The organism is Mesorhizobium sp. DCY119, assembly GCF_003590645.1.
In the GTDB taxonomy this organism is placed as follows: domain Bacteria; phylum Pseudomonadota; class Alphaproteobacteria; order Rhizobiales; family Rhizobiaceae; genus Mesorhizobium_M.
In genome coordinates, this window is the sequence record NZ_CP031834.1 from 2259765 (window position 1) to 2280048 (window position 20284).

17 protein-coding genes are annotated in these 20284 nt (G+C 63.2%); 8 read left to right on the forward strand and 9 right to left on the reverse strand.

What is annotated here, in order from left to right; genetic code table 11:
* The first annotated feature begins 101 nt into the window (after positions 1-101).
* The 7 genes from DZG07_RS10935 to DZG07_RS10965 all read left to right on the forward strand — a co-directional run bounded on the left by DZG07_RS10935 (position 102) and on the right by DZG07_RS10965 (position 6821).
* On the forward strand, positions 102-1106 hold the full coding sequence (locus tag DZG07_RS10935; protein WP_119816899.1) for an ABC transporter substrate-binding protein: 1005 nt from the start codon (positions 102-104) through the stop codon (positions 1104-1106).
* Positions 1107-1122: 16 nt separating this feature from the next.
* On the forward strand, positions 1123-1932 hold the full coding sequence (locus DZG07_RS10940) for an ABC transporter ATP-binding protein (RefSeq protein WP_119816902.1): 810 nt from the start codon (positions 1123-1125) through the stop codon (positions 1930-1932).
* Positions 1929-2780, forward strand: coding sequence for an ABC transporter permease (locus DZG07_RS10945; protein WP_119816905.1), 852 nt, complete (start codon positions 1929-1931; stop codon positions 2778-2780). The genes DZG07_RS10940 and DZG07_RS10945 overlap by 4 nt, the downstream gene beginning before the upstream one ends.
* A gap of 154 nt (positions 2781-2934) precedes the next feature.
* Positions 2935-4239 carry a cytosine deaminase gene (locus DZG07_RS10950; RefSeq protein ID WP_119816907.1) on the forward strand — a complete coding sequence of 435 codons (1305 nt, stop codon included), beginning with the start codon at positions 2935-2937 and terminating at the stop codon, positions 4237-4239.
* Complete coding sequence (locus DZG07_RS10955) at positions 4239-5642, forward strand: FAD-binding oxidoreductase (RefSeq protein ID WP_119816909.1); 1404 nt, start codon at positions 4239-4241, stop codon at positions 5640-5642. Before DZG07_RS10950 ends, DZG07_RS10955 begins: the two co-directional genes overlap by 1 nt.
* Positions 5643-5652: 10 nt before the next feature.
* Entirely contained in the window at positions 5653-6234 is a 582-nt protein-coding gene (locus DZG07_RS10960; protein WP_119816912.1) for an NAD(P)H-dependent oxidoreductase, read from the forward strand.
* Positions 6234-6821, forward strand: a complete 588-nt coding sequence (locus DZG07_RS10965; RefSeq protein ID WP_119816915.1) for an NAD(P)H-dependent oxidoreductase — start codon at positions 6234-6236, stop codon at positions 6819-6821. Before DZG07_RS10960 ends, DZG07_RS10965 begins: the two co-directional genes overlap by 1 nt.
* A gap of 151 nt (positions 6822-6972) precedes the next feature.
* Here the strand turns inward: DZG07_RS10965 and DZG07_RS10970 are convergent, their stop codons facing one another.
* The 4 genes from DZG07_RS10970 to DZG07_RS10985 are packed head-to-tail and all read right to left on the reverse strand — an operon-like array spanning position 6973 to position 13689.
* On the reverse strand, positions 6973-9417 hold the full coding sequence (locus tag DZG07_RS10970; RefSeq protein WP_119816917.1) for an FAD-dependent oxidoreductase: 2445 nt from the start codon (positions 9415-9417) through the stop codon (positions 6973-6975).
* Positions 9414-10607, reverse strand: coding sequence for a pyridoxal phosphate-dependent aminotransferase (locus DZG07_RS10975; RefSeq protein WP_119816920.1), 1194 nt, complete (start codon positions 10605-10607; stop codon positions 9414-9416). Before DZG07_RS10975 ends, DZG07_RS10970 begins: the two co-directional genes overlap by 4 nt.
* A gap of 1 nt (position 10608) precedes the next feature.
* Entirely contained in the window at positions 10609-13059 is a 2451-nt protein-coding gene (locus DZG07_RS10980; protein WP_119816923.1) for an FAD-dependent oxidoreductase, read from the reverse strand.
* 24 nt (positions 13060-13083) lie between these two features.
* Positions 13084-13689 (reverse strand): XRE family transcriptional regulator, encoded by a 606-nt coding sequence (locus DZG07_RS10985; protein ID WP_119816925.1) that lies wholly within the window; start codon positions 13687-13689, stop codon positions 13084-13086.
* A 173-nt stretch (positions 13690-13862) separates the two neighbouring features.
* Between DZG07_RS10985 and DZG07_RS10990 the strand changes: the two genes are divergently transcribed.
* Complete coding sequence (locus tag DZG07_RS10990) at positions 13863-14573, forward strand: nitroreductase (protein WP_162931743.1); 711 nt, start codon at positions 13863-13865, stop codon at positions 14571-14573.
* Positions 14574-14593: 20 nt separating this feature from the next.
* Here the strand turns inward: DZG07_RS10990 and DZG07_RS10995 are convergent, their stop codons facing one another.
* Genes DZG07_RS10995 through DZG07_RS11015 form a run of 5 tightly spaced genes read right to left on the reverse strand, consistent with a single transcriptional unit; the run spans position 14594 to position 20233 of the window.
* Complete coding sequence (locus tag DZG07_RS10995; RefSeq protein WP_119821621.1) at positions 14594-15040, reverse strand: MarR family transcriptional regulator; 447 nt, start codon at positions 15038-15040, stop codon at positions 14594-14596.
* 48 nt (positions 15041-15088) lie between these two features.
* Positions 15089-15676, reverse strand: coding sequence for a sarcosine oxidase subunit gamma (locus DZG07_RS11000; RefSeq protein ID WP_091914998.1), 588 nt, complete (start codon positions 15674-15676; stop codon positions 15089-15091).
* Positions 15669-18665 carry a sarcosine oxidase subunit alpha gene (locus DZG07_RS11005; protein ID WP_119816931.1) on the reverse strand — a complete coding sequence of 999 codons (2997 nt, stop codon included), beginning with the start codon at positions 18663-18665 and terminating at the stop codon, positions 15669-15671. The genes DZG07_RS11000 and DZG07_RS11005 overlap by 8 nt, the downstream gene beginning before the upstream one ends.
* Complete coding sequence (locus DZG07_RS11010; protein WP_119816934.1) at positions 18662-18964, reverse strand: sarcosine oxidase subunit delta family protein; 303 nt, start codon at positions 18962-18964, stop codon at positions 18662-18664. The genes DZG07_RS11005 and DZG07_RS11010 overlap by 4 nt, the downstream gene beginning before the upstream one ends.
* A gap of 9 nt (positions 18965-18973) precedes the next feature.
* Positions 18974-20233, reverse strand: a complete 1260-nt coding sequence (locus DZG07_RS11015; protein WP_119816937.1) for a sarcosine oxidase subunit beta family protein — start codon at positions 20231-20233, stop codon at positions 18974-18976.
* Positions 20234-20284: the final 51 nt, after the last annotated feature.

Consider the following 20284-nt stretch of genomic DNA (forward strand, 5'->3'; position numbering starts at 1 on the left):
CGATGGCGTCATCATCCATGCAAACAGCCAATGGCATACGTCTTGCTTGAAGACTTTGTTACCCGGCGACAATCGCGCGGGCCGAAACAGGGGTGTTGTCGATGAACAGGAAATTCTGCTTCTCCGTCGGCGTGATCGCGCTTCTTGGCGCTTCCGCTTCGACCGCACTGGCAGCCGAAAAGATCACCTACATGACCAACTGGTTGGCCCAGGCCGAGCATGGCGGCTACTATCAGGCGGTTGCCGACGGCACCTATGCCGCCTGCGGCCTGGACGTCACCATCCAGCAGGGTGGACCGCAGGTTAGCGGCCGGCCGCTGCTTCTGGCCGGCAAGATCGATTTCTACATGGGCGGCAACCTGTTGCAGGCGTTCGATGCCGTGCAGCAGAACATTCCGCTGCGCATCGTTGCTGCTTCCTTCCAGAAGGAGCCGCAGGTGGTCATGTCCCATCCGGGGCAGGGTCTCGACAAATGGGAAGACCTGAAGAACGCCGACCAATACATCCTGGGCGACGAGGGCGCGCAGAGCTTCTTCCAGTGGATGATCACCGAATTCGGCTTCGATCCCGCAAAACGCGTGCCCTATACCTTCAATGCCGCGCCCTTCATTGCCAATACGAAGTCCATCCAGCAGGGCTACGTCACCTCGGAGCCTTTCGCGGTGGAGAAGGAAGGCGGCTTCAAGCCCAACACCTTCCTGCTAGCTGATTACGGCTTCAGCACCTACGCGACCACGATCGAGGCGATGCAGGACACGATCGACAAGCGGCCGGAAGTGGTAAAATGCTTCGTCGATGGCTCGGCCAAGGGCTGGTACAATTATCTCTACGGCGACAACAAGGCCGCCAACGAAGCGATCAAGAAAGACAATCCCGACATTACCGACGAGCAGATCGCGTTTTCGATCGAGCAGATGAAGAAGTTCGGCATCGTCGATTCGGGCGACGCGGAAAAGCTCGGCATCGGCGCCATGACCGACGAGCATATCGCAGGGTTCTACGCCAAGATGGTCAAGGCCAAGGTCATCCCCGAAGGCCTCGATATCAAGAAGGCCTACACGCTCGATTTCGTCAACAAAGGCGTGGGGCTCGACCTGAAGAAGTGAGCCCGGCTCCGGCGTAATGGTTCCATCGACAACAGTACCGGGCATGGAAGGCAGCGGAAAACCGCTGCTTTCTCTGCGCGCCGTGGGAAAGACCTTTTCCAACGGCGTGACCGCGCTCAGCAATGTCGACATGACGATCCGGGAGGGCGACTTCCTCAGCCTGCTCGGTCCGTCCGGCTGCGGCAAGTCGACGGCGCTGCGCATTATAGCCGGCCTGACCGCGCCGACCACCGGCACGCTGGACTGGTCGCGCAAGCCCGGCGAGGAAAGCTCCGTCGGCTTCGTTTTCCAGGAGCCGACGCTGCTGCCCTGGGCCAGTGTGTTAGACAATGTCTGGCTGCCGCTGCGGCTGAAGGGCGTTTCACGAAGCGATGCCGCACCGGCGGTTTCGCAGCTTCTTGAGCGCGTTCACCTGTCGGGCTTCGAAAATGCCGTGCCGCGCGAGCTTTCCGGCGGCATGAAGATGCGCGTGTCGATAGCCCGCGCACTGGTGACCAAGCCGCGTGTGCTGCTGATGGACGAGCCTTTTGCGGCGCTCGACGAAATCACGCGCTTCAAGCTCAACAACGATCTCCTCGAGCTCTGGCAGGACGAACGCTTCACCACGGTCTTTGTCACGCACAGCGTCTTCGAAAGCGTCTTTCTTTCCAACCGCATCGTCGTCATGGCCGCGCGTCCGGGCCGGGTGTTTCAGGAGGTCGAAGTCGACGCGCCCTATCCGCGCGATGAGGCGTTTCGCACGTCGCCCGCCTACGCCGCCCTATGCCGGCAGGCCTCCGATGTGCTGGTCAGCGCGATCAATTCCACGCATGGAGCGGCGGCATGACCGCTGTCGAAAGCCCCGTGGCAACGCTCGATCCCGAGGAAGCGCGGCGCCTCCGGCGGGAACGGCTGGAGCGCATCGGCAGCTGGGTTCTGCCGCTGGCGATCATGGTTCTGGCGATCTGGCTGTGGGACCGCATCTGCGTCTGGAACGAGATCCCGCAATATATCCTGCCGCGGCCGGGCGTGGTGCTGCAGACGCTGCACAACGATGCCGGTCTGCTGTTCGGATCCCTGCTGGTGACGCTGCGCATCACCTTTCTCGGCCTGCTTCTGGCGGTTGTCGGTGGTGTCGGGCTTGCGGTGCTGTTTGCCCAGTCGAAATGGGTGGAGATGTCGCTCTTCCCCTTCGCCATCGTGCTGCAGGTCACGCCGATCGTCGCGATCTTTCCGCTGATCAACATCTATGTCGACAACCAGACGGCCAAGCTGCTGCTCTGCGCCTGGATCGTTGCCTTTTTCCCGATCCTGTCCAACACCACGCTCGGGCTGAACTCGGTCGACCGCAATCTGCGCGACCTGTTCCGGCTCAACGGCGCGACGCGCTGGCAGGAGCTCTGGCATCTGCGCCTGCCGGCGGCGATGCCCTATTTTCTCGGTGGCTTGAAGATCGCCGGCGGCCTGTCGCTGATCGGCGCGGTGGTGGCCGAGTTCGTCGCCGGCGCTTCCGGCCAATCGTCGGGGCTCGCCTCGCGCATCATCGAGGCGGGCTACCGGCTCAACGCACCGAGATTGTTCGCAGCGCTGATCCTGATCTCGCTTGCCGGTATCGTCATCTTCCTCGTGCTTTCGCTGGTGTCGCATCTCATCCTGCGGCGCTGGCACGAAAGCGCGCTGAAGCAGGAGCGGTAGTGATGATCCTGCTCGCATTTCGCTGCCCCTCATCCCCCTGCCGGGACCTTCTCCCCGTGAACGGGGAGAAGGGGGCTAGCCGCAGCGCCTCCACTTCTCCTTCTCCCCGTCACTATACGGGGAGAAGGTCCCGGCAGGGGGATGAGGGGCAGCAATGACATCTATCCAGATACCCACCTCCGGCAACTACACCCTCGTCAATGCCCGAGTGCACTCCTCACTCACGCCCGACTTTGCCGCATCCTTCGACGCAGACGGCTTTGCGCTCGCCGACATTTCGGTCACGGGCGGGAAGATCGCCATCATCAACGCAACTGAGCTAGCCGCCGACGCCATCGACCTCAAAGGCCGCATCGTCCTGCCGTGTTTCGTCGATTGCCACACCCATATCGACAAGGGCCACATATGGCCGCGAACGCCGAACCCGGACGGTTCCTTTCCGGGCGCGCTGGTCGCGACGGGAAACGACCGCGCTGCGCGGTGGACTGCCGAGGATGTCGCGCGGCGCATGGATTTCTCCCTGCGCGCGGCCTACGCCCACGGCACCAAGGCGCTGCGCACCCATATCGACAGCGTGCCGCCCCAGGAAGAAATCTCCTGGCCGGTTTTCGAGGAGATGCGCGAGCGCTGGAAAGGTCGCATCGAGCTGCAGGGAGCCTGCCTGCTCGGCATCGATGGCGTGCGCGACGCGGCATGGTTCGAGCGGTTGGCGAAGCAGGTGGCGGCTGCCAAAGGCGTGCTCGGCGCGGTCGCCTATATGGTGCCCGACCTCGATGAACTGCTCGACCGCATGTTCCGCACTGCGATCGATCTCGGCCTAGATCTCGATTTCCATGCCGACGAAACTGCCGATATCTCCGCGGTCGGGCTGAAAAAGATCGCCGAAGCCGCATTGCGCCATCGCTTCACGGGAAAAATCCTCGTCGGCCATTGCTGCTCGCTGGCGCGCCAGCCGGACGCCGAGGTGCTGGACACGCTCGACAAGGTGGCGCGCGCCGGCATTGCGGCGGTGTCACTGCCGATGTGTAATCTCTACCTTCAGGATCGCCGTCATGATGGCACCACGCCACGTTGGCGCGGCGTGACGCTGCTGCACGAGATGAAGGCGCGGGGCATCCCGGTTTCCGTCGCCTCCGACAACACGCGTGATCCCTTCTATGCCTATGGCGATCTCGACATGCTGGAGGTCTATCGCATGGCGACGCGCATCCTGCATTTCGACCACCCGGTGAGTGACTGGCCGAAATCGGTCGCGGCGACGCCGGCAGAGGTGATGCGGCTCGACGGGGTGGGCGGCTTAAGCGTCGGCGATGCCGCCGACTTCATTGTCTTCAAGGGCCGAAGCTGGACCGAACTCCTGTCGCGGCCGGAATCGGACCGCATCGTCGTCCGCAATGGCAAGGCCATCGCGCGCGAACTGCCCGACTATGCCGAACTCGACGACCTGATGGTGACCTGATGGACATTGCGGCGCTGAAGCGCGAACTCGACGGCCTGAAGATCGAAGACAATCCGGCGATCGTGCAGCAGAAGAGCCGCGATTTCTACTGGTACAGCCCTGTTCTGAAGCGCCAGCTCGAAAACGTAACCGCCGATCTTGTCGTCTCGCCCAGGAACCAGGGCGAGGTCGTGCGCGTGCTTGCCGCCTGTCACCGCCTCGGCATTCCGGTGACGCCGCGCGGCACCGGCACCGGCAATTATGGTCAGGCCATGCCACTGTCGGGTGGCGTTGTGCTGTCGCTCGCCGAGATGAGCGAGATCACCACGATTGCACCGGGGCGCGTCATTTGTGGGCCGGGCGCCATCCTCGCCGATATCGACCGGGCGACGCGCGCGCATTCAGGCCAGGAACTGCGCCTGCATCCCTCGACCTACAACACCGCTTCCATCGGCGGTTTCATTGCCGGCGGCTCAGGTGGGGTCGGCTCGATCAATTTCGGCGGCTTGCGCGATTTCGGCAATGTCATTCGCCTGCTCGTCGTCACCATGGAGGCCGAGCCGAAGGTGCTCGACCTCACCGGCGAGGACCTGCACAAGGTCACCCATGCCTATGGCACCAATGGCATTATTGTCGAAGTCGAGATGCCGCTGACGGCGTCCTATGACTGGATCGACGTGATCGTCGGTTTCGACAGTTTCATCGGGGCGGCGCGCTACGGCAATGCGCTCGCCTGCCAGGACGGGCTTTTGACCAAGCTCATCACGCCGATCGCGGCACCGGTGCCGCAGGATTATTTCAAACGCCACCAGCGCTTCTTCCGGCCGGGGCAGAGCATCTGCCTCGCCATGGTCGCGCCGCAGTCGCTCGATGCTTTTCTGGCCTTCACGCGCCGCGAGGGCGGGGAAGTCGTGATGAACGCAGCCAGCATGTCGGAGGCGGAGAAAAAGGGCCTGCCGCCGGCCTTCGAGCTTGCCTGGAACCACACGACCTTGCGGGCGCTGCGCGTCGATCCCGCGATCACCTACCTCCAGTCGCTCTACCCATTCCCGAACCAGCTGGCTCTGGTCGAGAAAATGGACGCGATGTTTCCGGGCGAGGTGTTTTCCCATCTCGAATTCGTACGCTTCGACGGCAACATCACCTGTTTCGGCCTGCCGCTGGTGAAATTCACCAGCGAAGAACGGCTCGATGAGATCATTCGCTTGCATGAGGAGAATGGCTGTCCGATCTTCAACCCGCACCGCTACACGCTGGAGGAGGGCGGCATGAAGCAGACGGACGATATTCAGCTCGCCTTCAAGCGCGAGGCCGACCCGCAAGGACTGCTCAATCCCGGCAAGATGATCGCCTGGGAAAATCCCGACTACGACTACCGGTCGGGCAAGACCTTTCTGTTCAAGGGTTTGCAGCGGGCGGGTTGACGGAGCAGGCATGAACATCCTCGTCCTCTACGCCAATCCGGTCGAGACAAGCTTTGGCGCTGCAGTTCACAGCCTGATCGTTGAACGGTTGAGGACGAAGGGACATAGTGTCGACGACTGTGATCTTTATGGCGAAGACTTCGACCCGCGCCTCACGCGCGCCGAGCGCATTGGTTATCACGATGTTCCCGCCAACATCGAAAGCGTTCACACCTATGTCGAACGCCTGCGCCGCGCGGATGCGCTGGTGCTCTCCTTTCCTGTGTGGAACTACGGCTATCCCGCTATCCTGAAAGGCTTTTTCGATCGCGTCTTTCTGCCCGGCGTGTCGTTCAAGCTGGTCGCTGGCCGGACCGTTCCGACGCTCCACAATGTCAAAAAGGTCGCCGCAGTCACCACTTATGGCGGCAGCCGGCTCGCGGCGTTTGTTGTCGGCGACCCGCCGCGAAAGATCATCACGCGGGTGCTGCGCGCGACGGTGAAGCCGGGCGCGCCGGTTTCCTATCTGGCGCATTATTCCATGAACCTCTCGACGCCCGCCTCGCGCGAAAAATTCATGGCTAAGGTCTCGGCCCAGATGGACGCCTTCTGATGCGGGTGCTGGTGGTCTATTGCCATCCTGTGCCTGAAAGTTTTTGTGCTGCGGTTCGTGATGCGGCGATAGAGGCGATCCACGCCAAGGGCTGCGAAGCGCGTCTCGTCGATCTCTACGCGGAAAACTTCGACCCCGTCATGCGCGACGACGAGCGGCGATTCTACAATGATCGTCGGCCGCTGGACCCGGCGCTTGAAGCGCATATCGAGCATCTGAAATGGGCGCAGGCGATCGTCTTCATCTATCCGACATGGTGGTATGGCCTGCCGGCCATGCTGAAGGGTTGGCTCGACAGGGTGTGGGCGACGGAGGTCGCCTTCGAATTGCCCAAGGGCAAGGGTGCGATCAAGCCGCTGATGACGCATGTGTCGAAGATCGCCGTCATCACCACCTGCGGCGCTCCGCGCTGGTGGTCACATGTCGTCGGCCATCCCGGCCGCAAGACCATCCTGCGCGGCATTCGCGCGCTCTGCGCCCGGCGCTGCCGCACTATGTTCCTGGCGCACTATATGATGGATACCTCGACGCCGAAAAGCCGCGAGGCGTTTCTGGGGCAGGTGAGGCGAAAGCTGGCGGCTTTTTGAGAGGTTGCAGTGGTCTTTCTTCTCTCCGTTCACGGGGAGAAGATGCCGGCAGGCAGATGAGGGGCAGCGCTTGCCTCTCAGAAGTTGGAGCCGCCCCTCATCCGACCCTTCGGGCCACCTTCTCCCCGTGAACGGGGAGAAGGAATAAGCGCTACATCCTGACCCGTTCCGACTTCGGATCATACATCGGCTTCAACGATGCCTCGGCCTTGAAGCGTTCGCCGGCGATCTCGATCTCGTAGGAGGAACCGAGCACATCCGCTTCGCTCTCGCCCTTAGCCGGCACGTAGCCAAGACCGATGGCACCGCCGAGGTGATGGCCGTAATTGCCCGAGGTGACCGTGCCGACGATCTTGCCGTCGCGCACGATCGCCTCGTTGTGGAACAGCAGCGGTTCCGGGTCGGTGAGGCGGAATTGCACCAGCCGGCGTGACAGGCCGGCATCCTTCTTCGCCAGCACGGCGTCGCGGCCGATAAAGTCGCCCTTGCCGGTCTTCACGGCAAAGCCGAGGCCGGCTTCCAGCACATGATCCTCGTCGGTGATGTCGTGGCCGAAGTGGCGGAACGCCTTCTCGATGCGGCAGGAATCCAGCGTGTGCAGGCCGCAGAGTTTCAGGTCGAATTCGCGCCCGGCGTCTTCCAGCGCCTCGAAGACATGGGCGGTCTGGTCGGTCGAGACATAGAGTTCCCAGCCGAGTTCGCCGACATAGGTGACGCGGTGCGCGCGCGCCAGCCCCATGCCGATCTCGATCTCCTGGAAGGTGCCGAACGGATTGTTCGCATTCGAAAAATCGTTTGGGCTGATTTTTTCGATCAGTTCGCGAGAACGCGGACCCATCAGGCAGAGCACGCTTTCTGAAGCCGTCACATCGGTGATGACGACGAACTCGTCGCGCAGATGCTTGCGCAGCCATGCCAGGTCGCGCTGCAAGGTCGCGCCGGGCACGACGGCGAAGAAGGCCGTTTCGGAAAGACGCGAAACGGTGAGGTCGCTCTCGATGCCGCCGCGATTGTTCAGCATCTGCGTGTAGACGATCTTGCCGGGTGCGACATCGAGATCGTTGGCGCACATGCGTTGCAGGAAGGCCAGCGCATCGCGGCCCTCGATCCTGATCTTGCCGAAGGAGGTCATGTCGAACAGGCCGACATTGTTGCGCACGGCCAGATGCTCGTCGCGCTGGTTGTCGAACCAGTTCTGTCGCTTCCAGGAATATCTGTATTCGCGCTCCTGGCCTTCGCGGGCGAACCAGTTGGCGCGTTCCCAGCCGGCGACTTCGCCGAAAACGGCTCCGCGCGCCTTCAGTTGCTCATGGATAGGCGAGCGGCGCACGCCGCGCGAAGTCGCCATCTGGCGGTAGGGGAAATGGTCGGCATAGAGAAGGCCGAGCGTTTCGGAGACGCGCTCCTTGAGGTAGGCGCGGTTCTTCTGAAAAGGCTGGGCGCGGCGGATATCGACTTCCCACAGATCGAAGGGCGCTTCGCCGTCATTGATCCACTGCGCCAGCGCCATGCCGGCACCGCCTGAGGAGACGATGCCGATGGAATTGTAGCCGGCCGCCACCCAGTAGCCGCCGAGTTCCGGCGCTTCGCCGAGATAGTAGCGGTCGTCGGGCGTGAAGCTTTCAGGGCCGTTGAAGAAGGTGTGGATGCCGGCGGTGCCGAGCATTGGCATGCGGTTCACGCCCATTTCGAGGATTGGCTCGAAATGCTCGAAATCCTCGGGCAGCTGGTCGAAGCAGAAATCCTCCGAAATGCCGTTCATGCCCCACGGCTTGGCGATGGGTTCGAAGGCGCCAAGCATCATCTTGCCGGCGTCTTCCTTGTAGTATGCGCATTCGTCCGGCACGCGCAGGACGGGGAGGCGGCCAAGACCCTCGATGGCTTCGGTGACGAGATAAAAATGCTCGCAGGCGTGCAGCGGCACGGTCACGCCCGACATCGCGCCAAGCTCGCGCGCCCACATGCCGGCGCAGTTGATCACCACATCGCTTTCTATCGTGCCTTGCTCGTCATCCTTGGCCCACGAAACGCCGGTGACGCGGCCGTTCTTCTGGTGCACGGCTGTGACTTTGACGTTCTCGACGATCTTCGCGCCGCGCTGGCGTGCGCCTTTGGCCAGCGCCATGGCGATGTTGGCAGGGTCGCACTGGCCGTCGAGCGGCAGGTGCACCGCGCCGACCACGTCGGCCACGTTGAGATGCGGATACATCTCCTTGACTTCATTAGGCGAAATCTCGCGCACATCGACATCGAAGGCGCGCGCCAGCGAGGCCTGGCGGTAGATTTCGTGCTTGCGCTCCTCGGTCAGCGCAACGGTGATGGAGCCGACCTGGCGCATGCCGGTGGCGACTTCGGTTTCTTCTTCCAGCTTGACGTAGAGGTCAGCGGAATATTTGGCGAGCCGCGTCATGTTCTGCGAGGCGCGCAGCTGGCCGATCAGCCCCGCCGCATGCCAGGTGGTGCCGGAGGTAAGCTGCTTGCGCTCCAGAAGCACGATGTCGGTCCAGCCAAGCTTGGCGAGGTGATAGGCGACCGAACAGCCGGATACGCCGCCGCCGATGATGACGGCGCGGGCCTTTTGCGGCAGAGAACTCATGCTTGCTTGCTTTCCTTGGATGGGCTGTAGGCAGCGGCAAAGCGCTTCAGGCGTTCGGCTGCTTCCAGAAGAATTTCCTCCGGCTGGCAGAGGCTGATGCGGATATGGCCGGCGGCGGCGTCGCCGAAGCTGACGCCGGGCATGACGGCGACCTTCTCGCTGTTGAGGAACGCCCAGGCGAAGCTTTCGCAGTCCGGCTCTATGGCGCTGATGTCGAGCATGACATACATGCCGCCTTCGGAGCCGCGCACGGTGACATTGTTCAGCCCGCGCACGGCGTCGAGAAAGACGGCGCGCCGTGCCGCATAGCGCTCGGCTATCTCCTTGACGCCGTATGCATTCTCCATTGCCTCGACCGCTGCGCGGCTGACAAAGTCAGTCAGCCCGTAGGTGGTGACGAGATTTAGGCTGATGAGCAGGCTGACCAGTTCCTTCGGCGCCGTCAGCCAGCCGATGCGCCATCCGGTCATGCCGTGGCTTTTCGACATGGAATTGATGACCAGCGTGCGCTCGGCCATGCCGGGCAGCGAGCGCGGCGAGACATGCTCGCCACCGCCCAGCGTCCAGTAAACCTCGTCGCAAAACAGCCAGAGATCATGCTTGCGGCAGATTTCCGCGATGCCTTCCAGGCTTTTGCGGGAATATACGGCACCCGTCGGGTTGTTGGGCGTGTTGATGAGGATCGCCTTGGTGCGCGGCTGCAAGGCGGCAGTGATGTCTTCGGCGCGCGGCTGGAAACCGTCCTCGGCGCGGGTCTCGACGATGGTGAACTCAGCGCCCGCCGCCCGGAATGTCGGCGGGTAGGTCGCATAATAAGGCGCAACGACGATGGCGTGGTCGCCTGGATCAAGCGCGGCCTGCGCGGCGGCAAACAGCGCGAGCTGCCCGCCCGGCGTGGCGATCACCTCGTCGGCAGTGGTGGGCACGCCGGTGCATTGCGTGGAAAGCTTCGCCATGGCCGCGCGCAGGCGCGGGATGCCGGGAAGCTGCGTGTAATGGTGGTAGCCGGCGCGCACGGCGGTGACGCAGGCTTCGACCGTCTCAGTGGGCGTGTCGAAATCATGATCGCCGACCGAAAGCATGATGATGACCTCGCCTGCCTCCTTGCGGTTCATGGCGGCGAAATGGACTTCCCAGCCATCCTTGCCGGAGGGCGTGATGCCGGAAATGCGGGATGAGGGTTTGGGCATCTTATGCTCTCAATCTTTCGTTCTTCGGGTCCCACAGGGGCTGGTCTTCCTGCACCACTGCGGGGAAATTCTCGCCGAAGATTTCCACCTGAACTTTCGTGCCGGGCACCGCCAGATCGGCGCGGATGGTGCCGAGCGCGATCGACTTGCCGACGCGGTAGCCCCAGCCGCCCGACGTGGTTTCGCCGACGATCCTGCCTTCATAGAGAACGGTCGACATGTAGGGCGCGTCGTGAGCGCCAGCCTCGACCACCAGCGTGACGAAGCGCTTCTTCACGCCCTGCTGCCGCTCGCTCAGAAGTGCGGCCTTCCCCTTGAAATCCGGCTTGTCCCATTTGACGAAGCGCTCGAGCCCACCCTGAAGCACCGTGTAGTCGGTGGAAAGATCGCCCTTCCAGGCGCGATAACCCTTTTCCAGCCGCAGCGAATCCAGCGCGAACATGCCGAAAGGTTTCAGGCCGTGTTTCTGCCCGGCGGTCCAGACGGCGTCGAAGATCGTCGCCGTATCTTCGATCTTGCTGTGGATTTCCCAGCCGAGTTCGCCGGCAAAGGAAACGCGCACGAGCTGGCACCAGCGGCCGGCGATCTGCACGGATTGATGCGACAGCCATGGCAGCGACAGGTCGGCGTCCGTTACGCCGGCCAGTATCGCACGGGAATTCGGCCCCGAAAGAATCTGGCACGAAAAGGCGTCGGTCATGTTTTTGAGTGAGATTTGAGTCGCTTGCGGCAGATGCTTCTGAAGCCACTCGAAATCGTGCCACTCGGCAACGGCCGCCGTGATCAGGAAGAAAAAGTCCTCGCCAAGCGCCATGATCGACATTTCGGTGACGATACGGCCCTTGTCGTCGGCGAAATAGGCAAGCCCGATACGCCCGGGCTTCGGCACCACGCCGGTGATCAGTGAAGACAGCCAGTCGCGCGCGCCGGCGCCTTCCACGCGGAAGCGCGAGAAGCCGGGCAGGTCGAGAATGCCGGCCGTGTCGCGCACGGCCAGGCATTCCTCGCGAATGCGTTTCTCCCACGGCCCAGTGCGCGCAAAAGTCTGGGTGGATTCCTCCGAGGTGTCGTCGCCTTCCTTCGCGAACCACGTCGCGCGCTCCCAGCCATTATAGGCGTTGAACTGTGCGCCGAGGGCGGCGATGCGGTCGTGGATGGGCGACAGTTTTTGTCCACGGCCAGCCGGCCAGGCGTGGTGCGGAAAGTGGATCGCATATTCGTGGCCGTAGATTTCCATGCCCTTGGCCACGGCATAGTCCTTATCGGCGGCGAATGAGGTGAAGCGGCGCGGGTCGCAGGACCACATGTCCCATTCGGTCTGGCCTTGCGTCACCCATTCGGCCAGCACCTTGCCGGCCCCGCCGGCCTGGGCGATGCCGAAGGTGAAGACGCAGGCCTCGAAGGCATTGGGCACGCCGGGCATCGGGCCGATCAGCGGGTTGCCGTCGGGCGCGTAGGGGATAGGGCCGTTGATGACCTTGGAAAGCCCTGCGGTGCCGAGGATCGGCACGCGGGCGATGGCGTCGTTGAGATACCATTCCAGCCGCTCCAGATCGTCCGGATAGAGCTGGAACGAAAAATCATCGGGCATCGGATCGTCGGCGGTTGCCCAATGGGCGCGGCAGTTGCGCTCATAGGGGCCGAGATTCATGCCGTTCTTTTCCTGCCGCAGGTAATAGGAGCTGTCGACGTCGCGCAGCAGGGGCAGCTTGTGCCCAGCCTCCTTCGACCAGGCGGCGAGTTCAGGAATTTCCTCGAACAGGATGTATTGATGGCTCATCACCATCATCGGCACGTCGCGGCCGAACATCTTTCCGACCTCCTGCGCCCGGTAGCCGGCGGCGTTGACGACATATTCGCAGCGGATTTCGCCTTGCGCGGTCTCGATCACCCATTCGCCATTCTCGCGGCGCACGCCGCTGACCGGGCAGAAGCGGATGATCTTGGCGCCCATGTCGCGCGCGCCCTTGGCAAGAGCCTGGGTCAGCTGCGCCGGGTCGATGTCGCCGTCGCTCGGGTCGTAGAGCGCGCCCTGCAACTCATGCGTTTCGATGAAGGGATAGCGGCGCTTGATCTCGTCGTTGCCGACAACCTCGATGTTCAGGCCCTGATAACGCCCCATGCCTTTGGCGCGCTGGAACTCCTGCATGCGCTCCTTCGAGTGGGCAAGCCGCAGCGAACCGGTGACGTGATAGTTCATGGGGTAGTCGACTTCTGCCGCCAGCCCCCGGTAAAGCTCGGTCGAATAGCGCTGCATGTTCATCAGCGACCAGGATGACGAGAAGGTCGGCACGTTGCCTGCCGCATGCCACGTCGAGCCGGAGGTCAGCTCGTTCTTTTCCAAGAGCACGCAGTCGGTCCAGCCGGCCTTGGCCAGATGATAGAGCGCTGAGACGCCGACAGCCCCGCCGCCGATGATGACCACGCGCGCCGTTGTCGGAAAATCAGCCATCGAACTCTTCTCCTCCTCAATTCCTCAATAGACCGGCGGCGAGATCACCCATATGACCACAGCCGGTTCGTTCCCCGGATTCTTCCATCGGAACGGCTTGCCATCGAACCTGAAACTGTCGCCTTCTGCGAGGCTGTGCCAGTTGCCGTCGATCTCGATGTCGAAGCGGCCTGAGACGAGATAGCCGGCTTCTTCGGTCGGGCGATGCGCCGCCGTCTTCAATTCTGCGCCGGGCGCGAATTCGGAGCGCAGCATTTCGAAGCTTCCGCCAAGGTCCGGCGAAAGAAGCTCTTCCACCAGGCCGGAATCGCTTGTGCCAAGGGAGCGGCGGCGACCGGCGCGCACGATCACGCCGCGCTCGGCCTCTTCCGGTACGTCATGACCGAAGAACAGGCTGACCGGCACGCCGAACAGATCGGCGAAGGCGCGCAGGTCACCGATCGAAGGCGTCGACAGGCCGCGCTCGACCTGGCTCAGCCAGCCGACCGAACGCCCAAGTTTCAGCGCAATCTCGGACAATGTAAGGCCTCGCGCCTTTCGCAGCGCGCGCAGATCCCGCGCCAGCAGCGCGTTTGCGCCGTCTGCAAGGGGGCCATCCGCCGCGATGTGCCGGGACTTTTGAAGCGACATGAAAATTCCTCGAGAAATTTCATCAGATGTCAATTTCGTGAAAAATTCAAGCAGAATTTCATGGAACGCAGGTAGTGCTTGCGAGAGTTAAGAGGCTGGTGCAAATGCAGGTTTCGCGAAAGGATGATGAGGAGCGTTCTTTGGATCGCAGCCGCATCGAGAAGGAACTGTTCATGCTGGCACGTGGGGCCGCAGCCAACGCCAAGGACGAAACTGCGATCGTCGACGAGGCCATCGTGTCGCGTCGTTCGGTACGCGCTTTCCTGCCGACGCCGGTCGATGACAAGGTGATCCGGGAAATCCTGGATGTCGCCGCGCGCGCGCCGTCGGGCACGAACATGCAGCCATGGAAGGTCTACGTCACCAAGGGCGAGAGCAAGCAGCGTATCACCGACGCCATCCTCAATTCCGGCATCCGGGCGGAAAAGGCGAACTGGGACGAGTACAAATACTATCCCGACCAGTTCTTCGAGCCCTATCTGGCGCGCCGCCGCGCCAACGGCTTCGGCCTCTACAGCGTGCTTGGCATCGGCCGGCGCGAGGTCGAGCGCATGCGGGCGCAGCACGACCGCAACTTCGTCTTCTTCGACGCGCCGGTCGGCATGATCTTCACCATCGACCGCCGGCTCAACCAGGGCTCGTGGATCGACTACGGCATGTTCCTGCAGAACATCATGATCGCAGCGCGGGGCAGGGGCCTGCACACCTGCCCGCAGGCGGCATTCGCGCCCTATCACAACCAGATCAGGCCGGTTCTTGATATCCCGGATGAGGAAATCGTCGTCTGCGGCATGGCGCTCGGCCATGAAGACACCACCAAGCCGGAAAGCACCTTCCGCACCGACCGCGCGCCACAGGAAGAGTGGGTGACATTCAAGGAATAATTGCCGCAAGGCGGCCGGCTTCACGGCTGGTCGTTCAGGCGATTTTCCAGATTGGCGATGACGCCGCGCAGCATCGCCAGAAAAGCTTCCCTGTCGGGGCCCTCCAGACCTTCGAGCGCATCGGCATTGACTGCGGCGATTGCCGCTCGCACGTCGAGTGCTTTTTTCATTGCGGAGGGCGTCAGCGAGAACAGGGCACTTCTGCCGTCCTCCGGGTTTGGGACGCGCGCGACGATGCCGTCGCGTTCCATGCGCGACAGCGTTGCGGCCATGGTCGGCTGCTCGATCGCAGCAATTTCGGTCAGCGCTTTCTGTGACATGGCACCGCCATCGCCAAGCGCGAAAAAGACAGGCAGTTGGCCGGATGACAGGCCGAGTTCCTTCAATCGTCGGTCGATGGCTTTCGCAAACAGGCGCGCCGCCCAGTTGGTGAGATAGCCGGCTGATTTCTCGCGCGAAAACTTCATCTGCATAGCTTGCGATTTATATCGCATGCTACGGTCACCGCAAGCGCGCTACCTCACCTCGTAACCGACCTCTTCCGAGGCATGGCACAGGGCGGTCCAGAACGATCGTGCGAAAGAGCGGAAGACATAGACGTCGAACTGCGTCGGCGCGCTGCGCTGGATCTGGGCGAAAATGTCGTGATGCACGGTCGAGCGCCCGGCGCCGACCGGGAAGGCGGTCGGCGAAAAGTCGATGGCGAAGAATTTTGCCAGCACCCATTCCGCCTTCGGCCCAGTGATGCGGATCGCCGTGCGGCCATGCGAGAGGTCGGTCACAGCCCCGGTCTCCGCCTTGACGGATTTCGCGAAGGCCTCAGTCAGCCCTTCCTGCTCGTCAACGATGAGGAATTTTCCCGGCGCAAAGCCGAAGGCAGCCTTCGTGCCGGTTGCCGTTCCCCCGCCTGCGCCGTCCGGCAGCGTCAGGCCGGCGACCTTCTTGATGGCCGCGATGATCGCCTTTTCCTCGCCGTGCCATGCCGCGAGCTGGACGATCGAGCCCGGCGCGGTTTCGGACAGATAAACGCCGACGCCATCGGAAAAATTGCCGCGCGTGCCCGGCTTCCACACCGGCTTCAGCGGTGATTCCTGCTCAACCATGCATGCGGCTCCCTTCCGGATCGAAGAAATGGTGGCTGACGATCTCGACCGGGCCGAAGCGCTTGCGCAGCGGATCGGAGATGAAGGCGCGGGTGCCACGCCGCGCCTTGCCGCCCTTGACCAGTGCCAGGCCGATATATTTGCCGAGCGACGGCGAATAGCACGCGGCGGTGAGATGGCCGAGCGAGCCGTGCGGATTGGCCTCGTCCAGCTCCTCGACGATATGCGCGCCGCCATTCAGCGGGCGGTTGTCGAGCGAGACGATGCCGACGAGTTGCAACCGATCGTCTGCGACCAGCCCTTCGCGGTCCATCATCGCCGAGCCGATGAACGGCTTCTTCTTCGACAGCATCCAGTCGAGATGCAGGTCGCGCGCGGTGGTGCGGCCGTCGATTTCGGCGCCGGTGACATGGCCCTTCTCGATGCGCATGGTGCCGAGCGCTTCCAGCCCATAGGGCACGATGGCGAAGGGCTCGCCAGCCGTCATCAACGCTTGCCAGACATGGGTGCCGTGGCCCGCGCCGCTATAGACCTCGTAGGCCAGTTCGCCGGAGAAGGAGAGGCGGCAGATCATCACCGGCGCGCCGTCGATCTCGCCGTAGACGATGCCCATGAAGGGCAGGGCGTCATTGTCGACCTTGGTGCCGGTGACGCAGGCGGCGAGTACGTCGCGCGATTTCGGCCCGGAGATGGCAGCACCCGCCCACTGGTCGGTCACCGAGGTCAGTTGCACCTTCAGCTCCGGCCAGACGACATCGAGCAGATATTCCAGATGCTGCATGACCTTGCCGGCATTGGCGGTGGTGGTCGTCATCAGGAAATCATGCTCGCCGAGCCGCCAGGTCGTGCCGTCGTCGAGGACAAGGCCGTCCTCGCGCAGCATCAGGCCGTAGCGCGCCTTGCCGATGGCAAGGGTGGAGAACATGTTGGTGTAGACGCGGTCCAGAAACGCGCCGGCGTCCGGTCCCTGCACGGCGATCTTGCCGAGCGTAGAGACATCGACAAGCCCGACGCTGCCGCGCACGGCCTTGGTTTCGCGCACATAGGCCTGCTCTACGGTCTCGCCGGAGAGGCCGTAGATCATCGGGCGATGCCACAGGCCGGCGGCGTAGAACTCCGCGCCATTCTCGACATGCCAGTCATACATCGGCGTCAGGCGCTCGGGGCGGATGTCGCCATAGCGCTCGCCGGCCAGCGAGCCGACCGAGACCGGCGCGAAAGGCGCGCGAAACCGCGTCGTACCGACGTCCGGGATCGGCTTTCCCAGCGTTTCGGCCATGATGGCAAGGCCCGGAATGTTCGAGGTCTTGCCCTGGTCGGTCGCCATGCCAAGCGTCGTGTAGCGCTTCAGGTGCTCGACGGAGACGAACCCTTCGCGGTGGGCGAGGCGCACGTCATCGGCCGTCACGTCATGCTGGAGGTCGACGAAGGCCTTGCCCTTGGCCTTGATCTCGAAGACCGGCGCTGGGTTCGGGTCGAAGGCGTCGGCGTCTACCGAAGGCAGATCGTCCGCCTTGCTGTCGGCGGCACCCGCTGCGGAAAGTCCTGCGGCATAGCCTTCCGCGATCGCCTTTTCAGTCGAGAAACTGCCGTTGAACGCGCCGGCGCCGACCCAGTTCTGCGTTGGCTTCGGCGGCAGGAAGGCTTGCAGGTCGTTGTCCCATTCGGGCTTCAAGCCGGCCTGGCTGGCAAGGTGGATCGTCGGCGACCAGCCGCCCGAAACCAGCAGGCAGTCGGCATGGATGCTGCGCGGATCGCCCGACAGCGCACCCGTCGCGGCATTGATGCGCTGGACCTTGATGCCGGAGACCTGCGCGCCGCCTTCGGTGGCGACGACGGCGTGGCCGGCGAGGTATTCGCCGCCGACTTCGCGTGCGATTTCGCGTCCCGCGACCGATGTATCGTCGCGTACGTCCACCATGACGACGATCTCGGCGCCGGCCTTCTTCAGCGCTTCCGCGGTGCGATAAGCGCTGTCATTGTTGGTGAAGATCGCGACCTTCTGCCCCGGCAGCACGCCATATTGGTTGACGTAACGCAGGGCTGCACCCGCCAGCATCACGCCCGGCCGGTCGTTGCCCGGAAACACCAGCGGCCGCTCAAAAGCGCCCGTCGCCAGCACGACCGCTTGCGTGCGGATCGTCCAATGGCGATGGCGCGGCTCGCCCTTCGCCGGCGTATTCCTGTGGTCGGCCACACGCTCGATCGCCGACAGCGTGTTGCCGTCGTAATAGCCCCAGACGGTGGTGCGCGGCAGCACGCGGACGTTCTCGTGCGTCTTCAGGTCGCGCAGCATGCCGGCTGCCCATTCGGTCGCGGGCATGCCGTCGATCGTCTCGCCGGACCAGTTGGCCGAGCCGCCTGGCGCCGCGTCGAGTTCGGCCAGCATCACACGCGCACCATTGTCAGCGGCCGCCTTCGCCGCCATCAGCCCGGCGGGACCGGAGCCGACCACCAGCACGTCGCAGAAGGCGTTCATGCGCTCGTAGCGCGACGGGTCCTTTTCCAGTCCGGCACTACCGAGACCGGCGGCGCGGCGGATGAACCATTCGCAGAACATCCAGAAGCGCGTACCTTTCAGCGGGCCGATCACCGGTCCCATGAAGGTCTTGTAGTAGAAGCCGGCGCCCAGCACCTTGCTGCCGAGCTGGTTCAGCGCGCCGACATCATAGGCGAGCGAGGGGAAGCGGTTCTGGCTGACGACGTTCAGCCCGTCATAGATCTCCAGCATTGTCGCCGGGATATTTGGCTCGCGCACCGCACCGCTCAGCACCGTCACCAGCGCATTGGGCTCGTCGATGCCGGCAGTCAGCACGCCGCGCGGGCGGTGGTATTTGAACGAGCGGGCAAACAGCGTCACGCCATTGGCAAGCAGCGCCGATGCCAGTGTATCGCCCGCATGGCCGGTGAACTGCCTGCCGTCGAAGGTGAAGCGGATTGTGCGCAGGCGGTCGATCCGCCCGCCGGAAATGGCGCGGCGCGGGCTCATGCCTTGGCTCCGGTCTTGCGGCGGCTGTCGGACTTTTTGTGGCCGGCATCGCGGGCAAAGGAGACGCTGCTGACGACATGCGTCAGCGTATTGCGCGTCACGGCAAGATGCGCGCGGCAACCACCGGAATGCTGCCAGATCTCATGGTGCTCGCCCGCCGGATTGAGCCGGTCATAGACATAGGCGTTCCAGACCTCCTGGTCGGTCGAGGCGGGATCCGGCCGGGTTCGGTTGCCGTCACCCTGATAGGTGTATTCGGAAACGTCGCGCGGGCCGCAATAGGGACAGGTGATCAGCATCTGGGTTCTCTAATGCAGCCGCGGGGTCGAACCCTGGCCCTTGTCGTCGATGATGGTGCCGCGATGGAAACGGTCGAGCGTGAACGGCGCGTTGAATTCGTGCGGCTCGTCGCGGGCGATGGTGTGGGCAAAGCACCAGCCGGAAGCGGGCGTCGCCTTGAAGCCGCCATAGCACCAGCCGCAGTTCAGATACATGCCGGGCAGGGGACCGGTGGTGATGATGGGCGAGCCGTCCATCGACATGTCGCAGACGCCGCCCCATGAACGGAGCACGCGGACGCGGGCAAGGCTCGGGAACAGCGCCAGCATCTCGCTCATCACTTCCTCGACGATCGGCAGATTTCCGCGCTGGGCGTAGCTGTTGTAGCCATCGAGGTCGCCGCCATAGACGAGGCCGCCCTTGTCGGATTGCGAGGCGTAGAAATGGCCCATGCCGAAAGTGAGAACCGTATGCAGGAAAGGTTTCAGCGATTCCGAGACGAAGGCCTGCAGCACATGGCTTTCGATCGGCATCGTGTCGATGCCGGCCATGCGCATGACATGGCCGGTATGGCCGGCGACCGCTACGGCCACCTTGCCGGCGCGGATTTCGCCGCGCGTGGTATTCACTCCAACGACCCGGTCGCCATCCTTGATGAAGCCGGTGACCTCGCAGTTTTCCAGAATATCAACGCCACGACGGTCGGCGCCGCGCGCATAGCCCCACGCCACGGCATCGTGACGGGCGGTACCGGCGCGCCACTGCATCAGGCCGCCGATGATCGGAAAGCGTGCCGAGGCGGAGACGTCGAGACCCGGCACCAGCTTGGCGATCTGCGCCGGGGTCATCAGCTCGGCGTCGACGCCTTCATGGCGCATGGCATTGCCGCGGCGCGCATAGTCGTCGAGCTGGCCCGGCGTATGGGCGAGGTTCAGGCAGCCGCGCTGCGAGAACATGACGTTGTAGTTGAGCTCGTGGGAGAGGTTCTCCCACAGCTTCATCGAGTGTTCGTAGAAGCGGACATTTTCCGGCAGGAGATAGTTGGAACGAACAGCGGTTGTGTTGCGGCCGACATTGCCGGAGCCGAGATAACCCTTTTCCAGCACCGCGACATTGGTGATGCCGAATTCCTTGGCGAGATAATAGGCGGTGGATAGGCCATGGCCGCCGCCACCGATGATGATCACATCGTAGGCAGGCTTCGGGTCCGGCTTGCGCCAGGCCGGTTTCCAGTCCTGATTTCCGGTGAGCGCATTCTTGAGCAGCGAGAAGGCCGAATATTCCGCCATTATGTAATTCGTCCAATTGGGATAGTGCGCAGACTATAGAGCAGGCACGGC

Coding starts and splice junctions, on each gene's coding strand:
- DZG07_RS10935 (WP_119816899.1), top strand. CDS start 102: ATGAACAGGAAATTCTGCTTCTCCGTCGGCGTGATCGCGCTTCTTGGC.
- DZG07_RS10940 (WP_119816902.1), top strand. CDS start 1,123: ATGGTTCCATCGACAACAGTACCGGGCATGGAAGGCAGCGGAAAACCG.
- DZG07_RS10945 (WP_119816905.1), top strand. CDS start 1,929: ATGACCGCTGTCGAAAGCCCCGTGGCAACGCTCGATCCCGAGGAAGCG.
- DZG07_RS10950 (WP_119816907.1), top strand. CDS start 2,935: ATGACATCTATCCAGATACCCACCTCCGGCAACTACACCCTCGTCAAT.
- DZG07_RS10955 (WP_119816909.1), top strand. CDS start 4,239: ATGGACATTGCGGCGCTGAAGCGCGAACTCGACGGCCTGAAGATCGAA.
- DZG07_RS10960 (WP_119816912.1), top strand. CDS start 5,653: ATGAACATCCTCGTCCTCTACGCCAATCCGGTCGAGACAAGCTTTGGC.
- DZG07_RS10965 (WP_119816915.1), top strand. CDS start 6,234: ATGCGGGTGCTGGTGGTCTATTGCCATCCTGTGCCTGAAAGTTTTTGT.
- DZG07_RS10970 (WP_119816917.1), bottom strand. CDS start 9,417: ATGAGTTCTCTGCCGCAAAAGGCCCGCGCCGTCATCATCGGCGGCGGC.
- DZG07_RS10975 (WP_119816920.1), bottom strand. CDS start 10,607: ATGCCCAAACCCTCATCCCGCATTTCCGGCATCACGCCCTCCGGCAAG.
- DZG07_RS10980 (WP_119816923.1), bottom strand. CDS start 13,059: ATGGCTGATTTTCCGACAACGGCGCGCGTGGTCATCATCGGCGGCGGG.
- DZG07_RS10985 (WP_119816925.1), bottom strand. CDS start 13,689: ATGTCGCTTCAAAAGTCCCGGCACATCGCGGCGGATGGCCCCCTTGCA.
- DZG07_RS10990 (WP_162931743.1), top strand. CDS start 13,863: ATGCTGGCACGTGGGGCCGCAGCCAACGCCAAGGACGAAACTGCGATC.
- DZG07_RS10995 (WP_119821621.1), bottom strand. CDS start 15,040: ATGAAGTTTTCGCGCGAGAAATCAGCCGGCTATCTCACCAACTGGGCG.
- DZG07_RS11000 (WP_091914998.1), bottom strand. CDS start 15,676: ATGGTTGAGCAGGAATCACCGCTGAAGCCGGTGTGGAAGCCGGGCACG.
- DZG07_RS11005 (WP_119816931.1), bottom strand. CDS start 18,665: ATGAGCCCGCGCCGCGCCATTTCCGGCGGGCGGATCGACCGCCTGCGC.
- DZG07_RS11010 (WP_119816934.1), bottom strand. CDS start 18,964: ATGCTGATCACCTGTCCCTATTGCGGCCCGCGCGACGTTTCCGAATAC.
- DZG07_RS11015 (WP_119816937.1), bottom strand. CDS start 20,233: ATGGCGGAATATTCGGCCTTCTCGCTGCTCAAGAATGCGCTCACCGGA.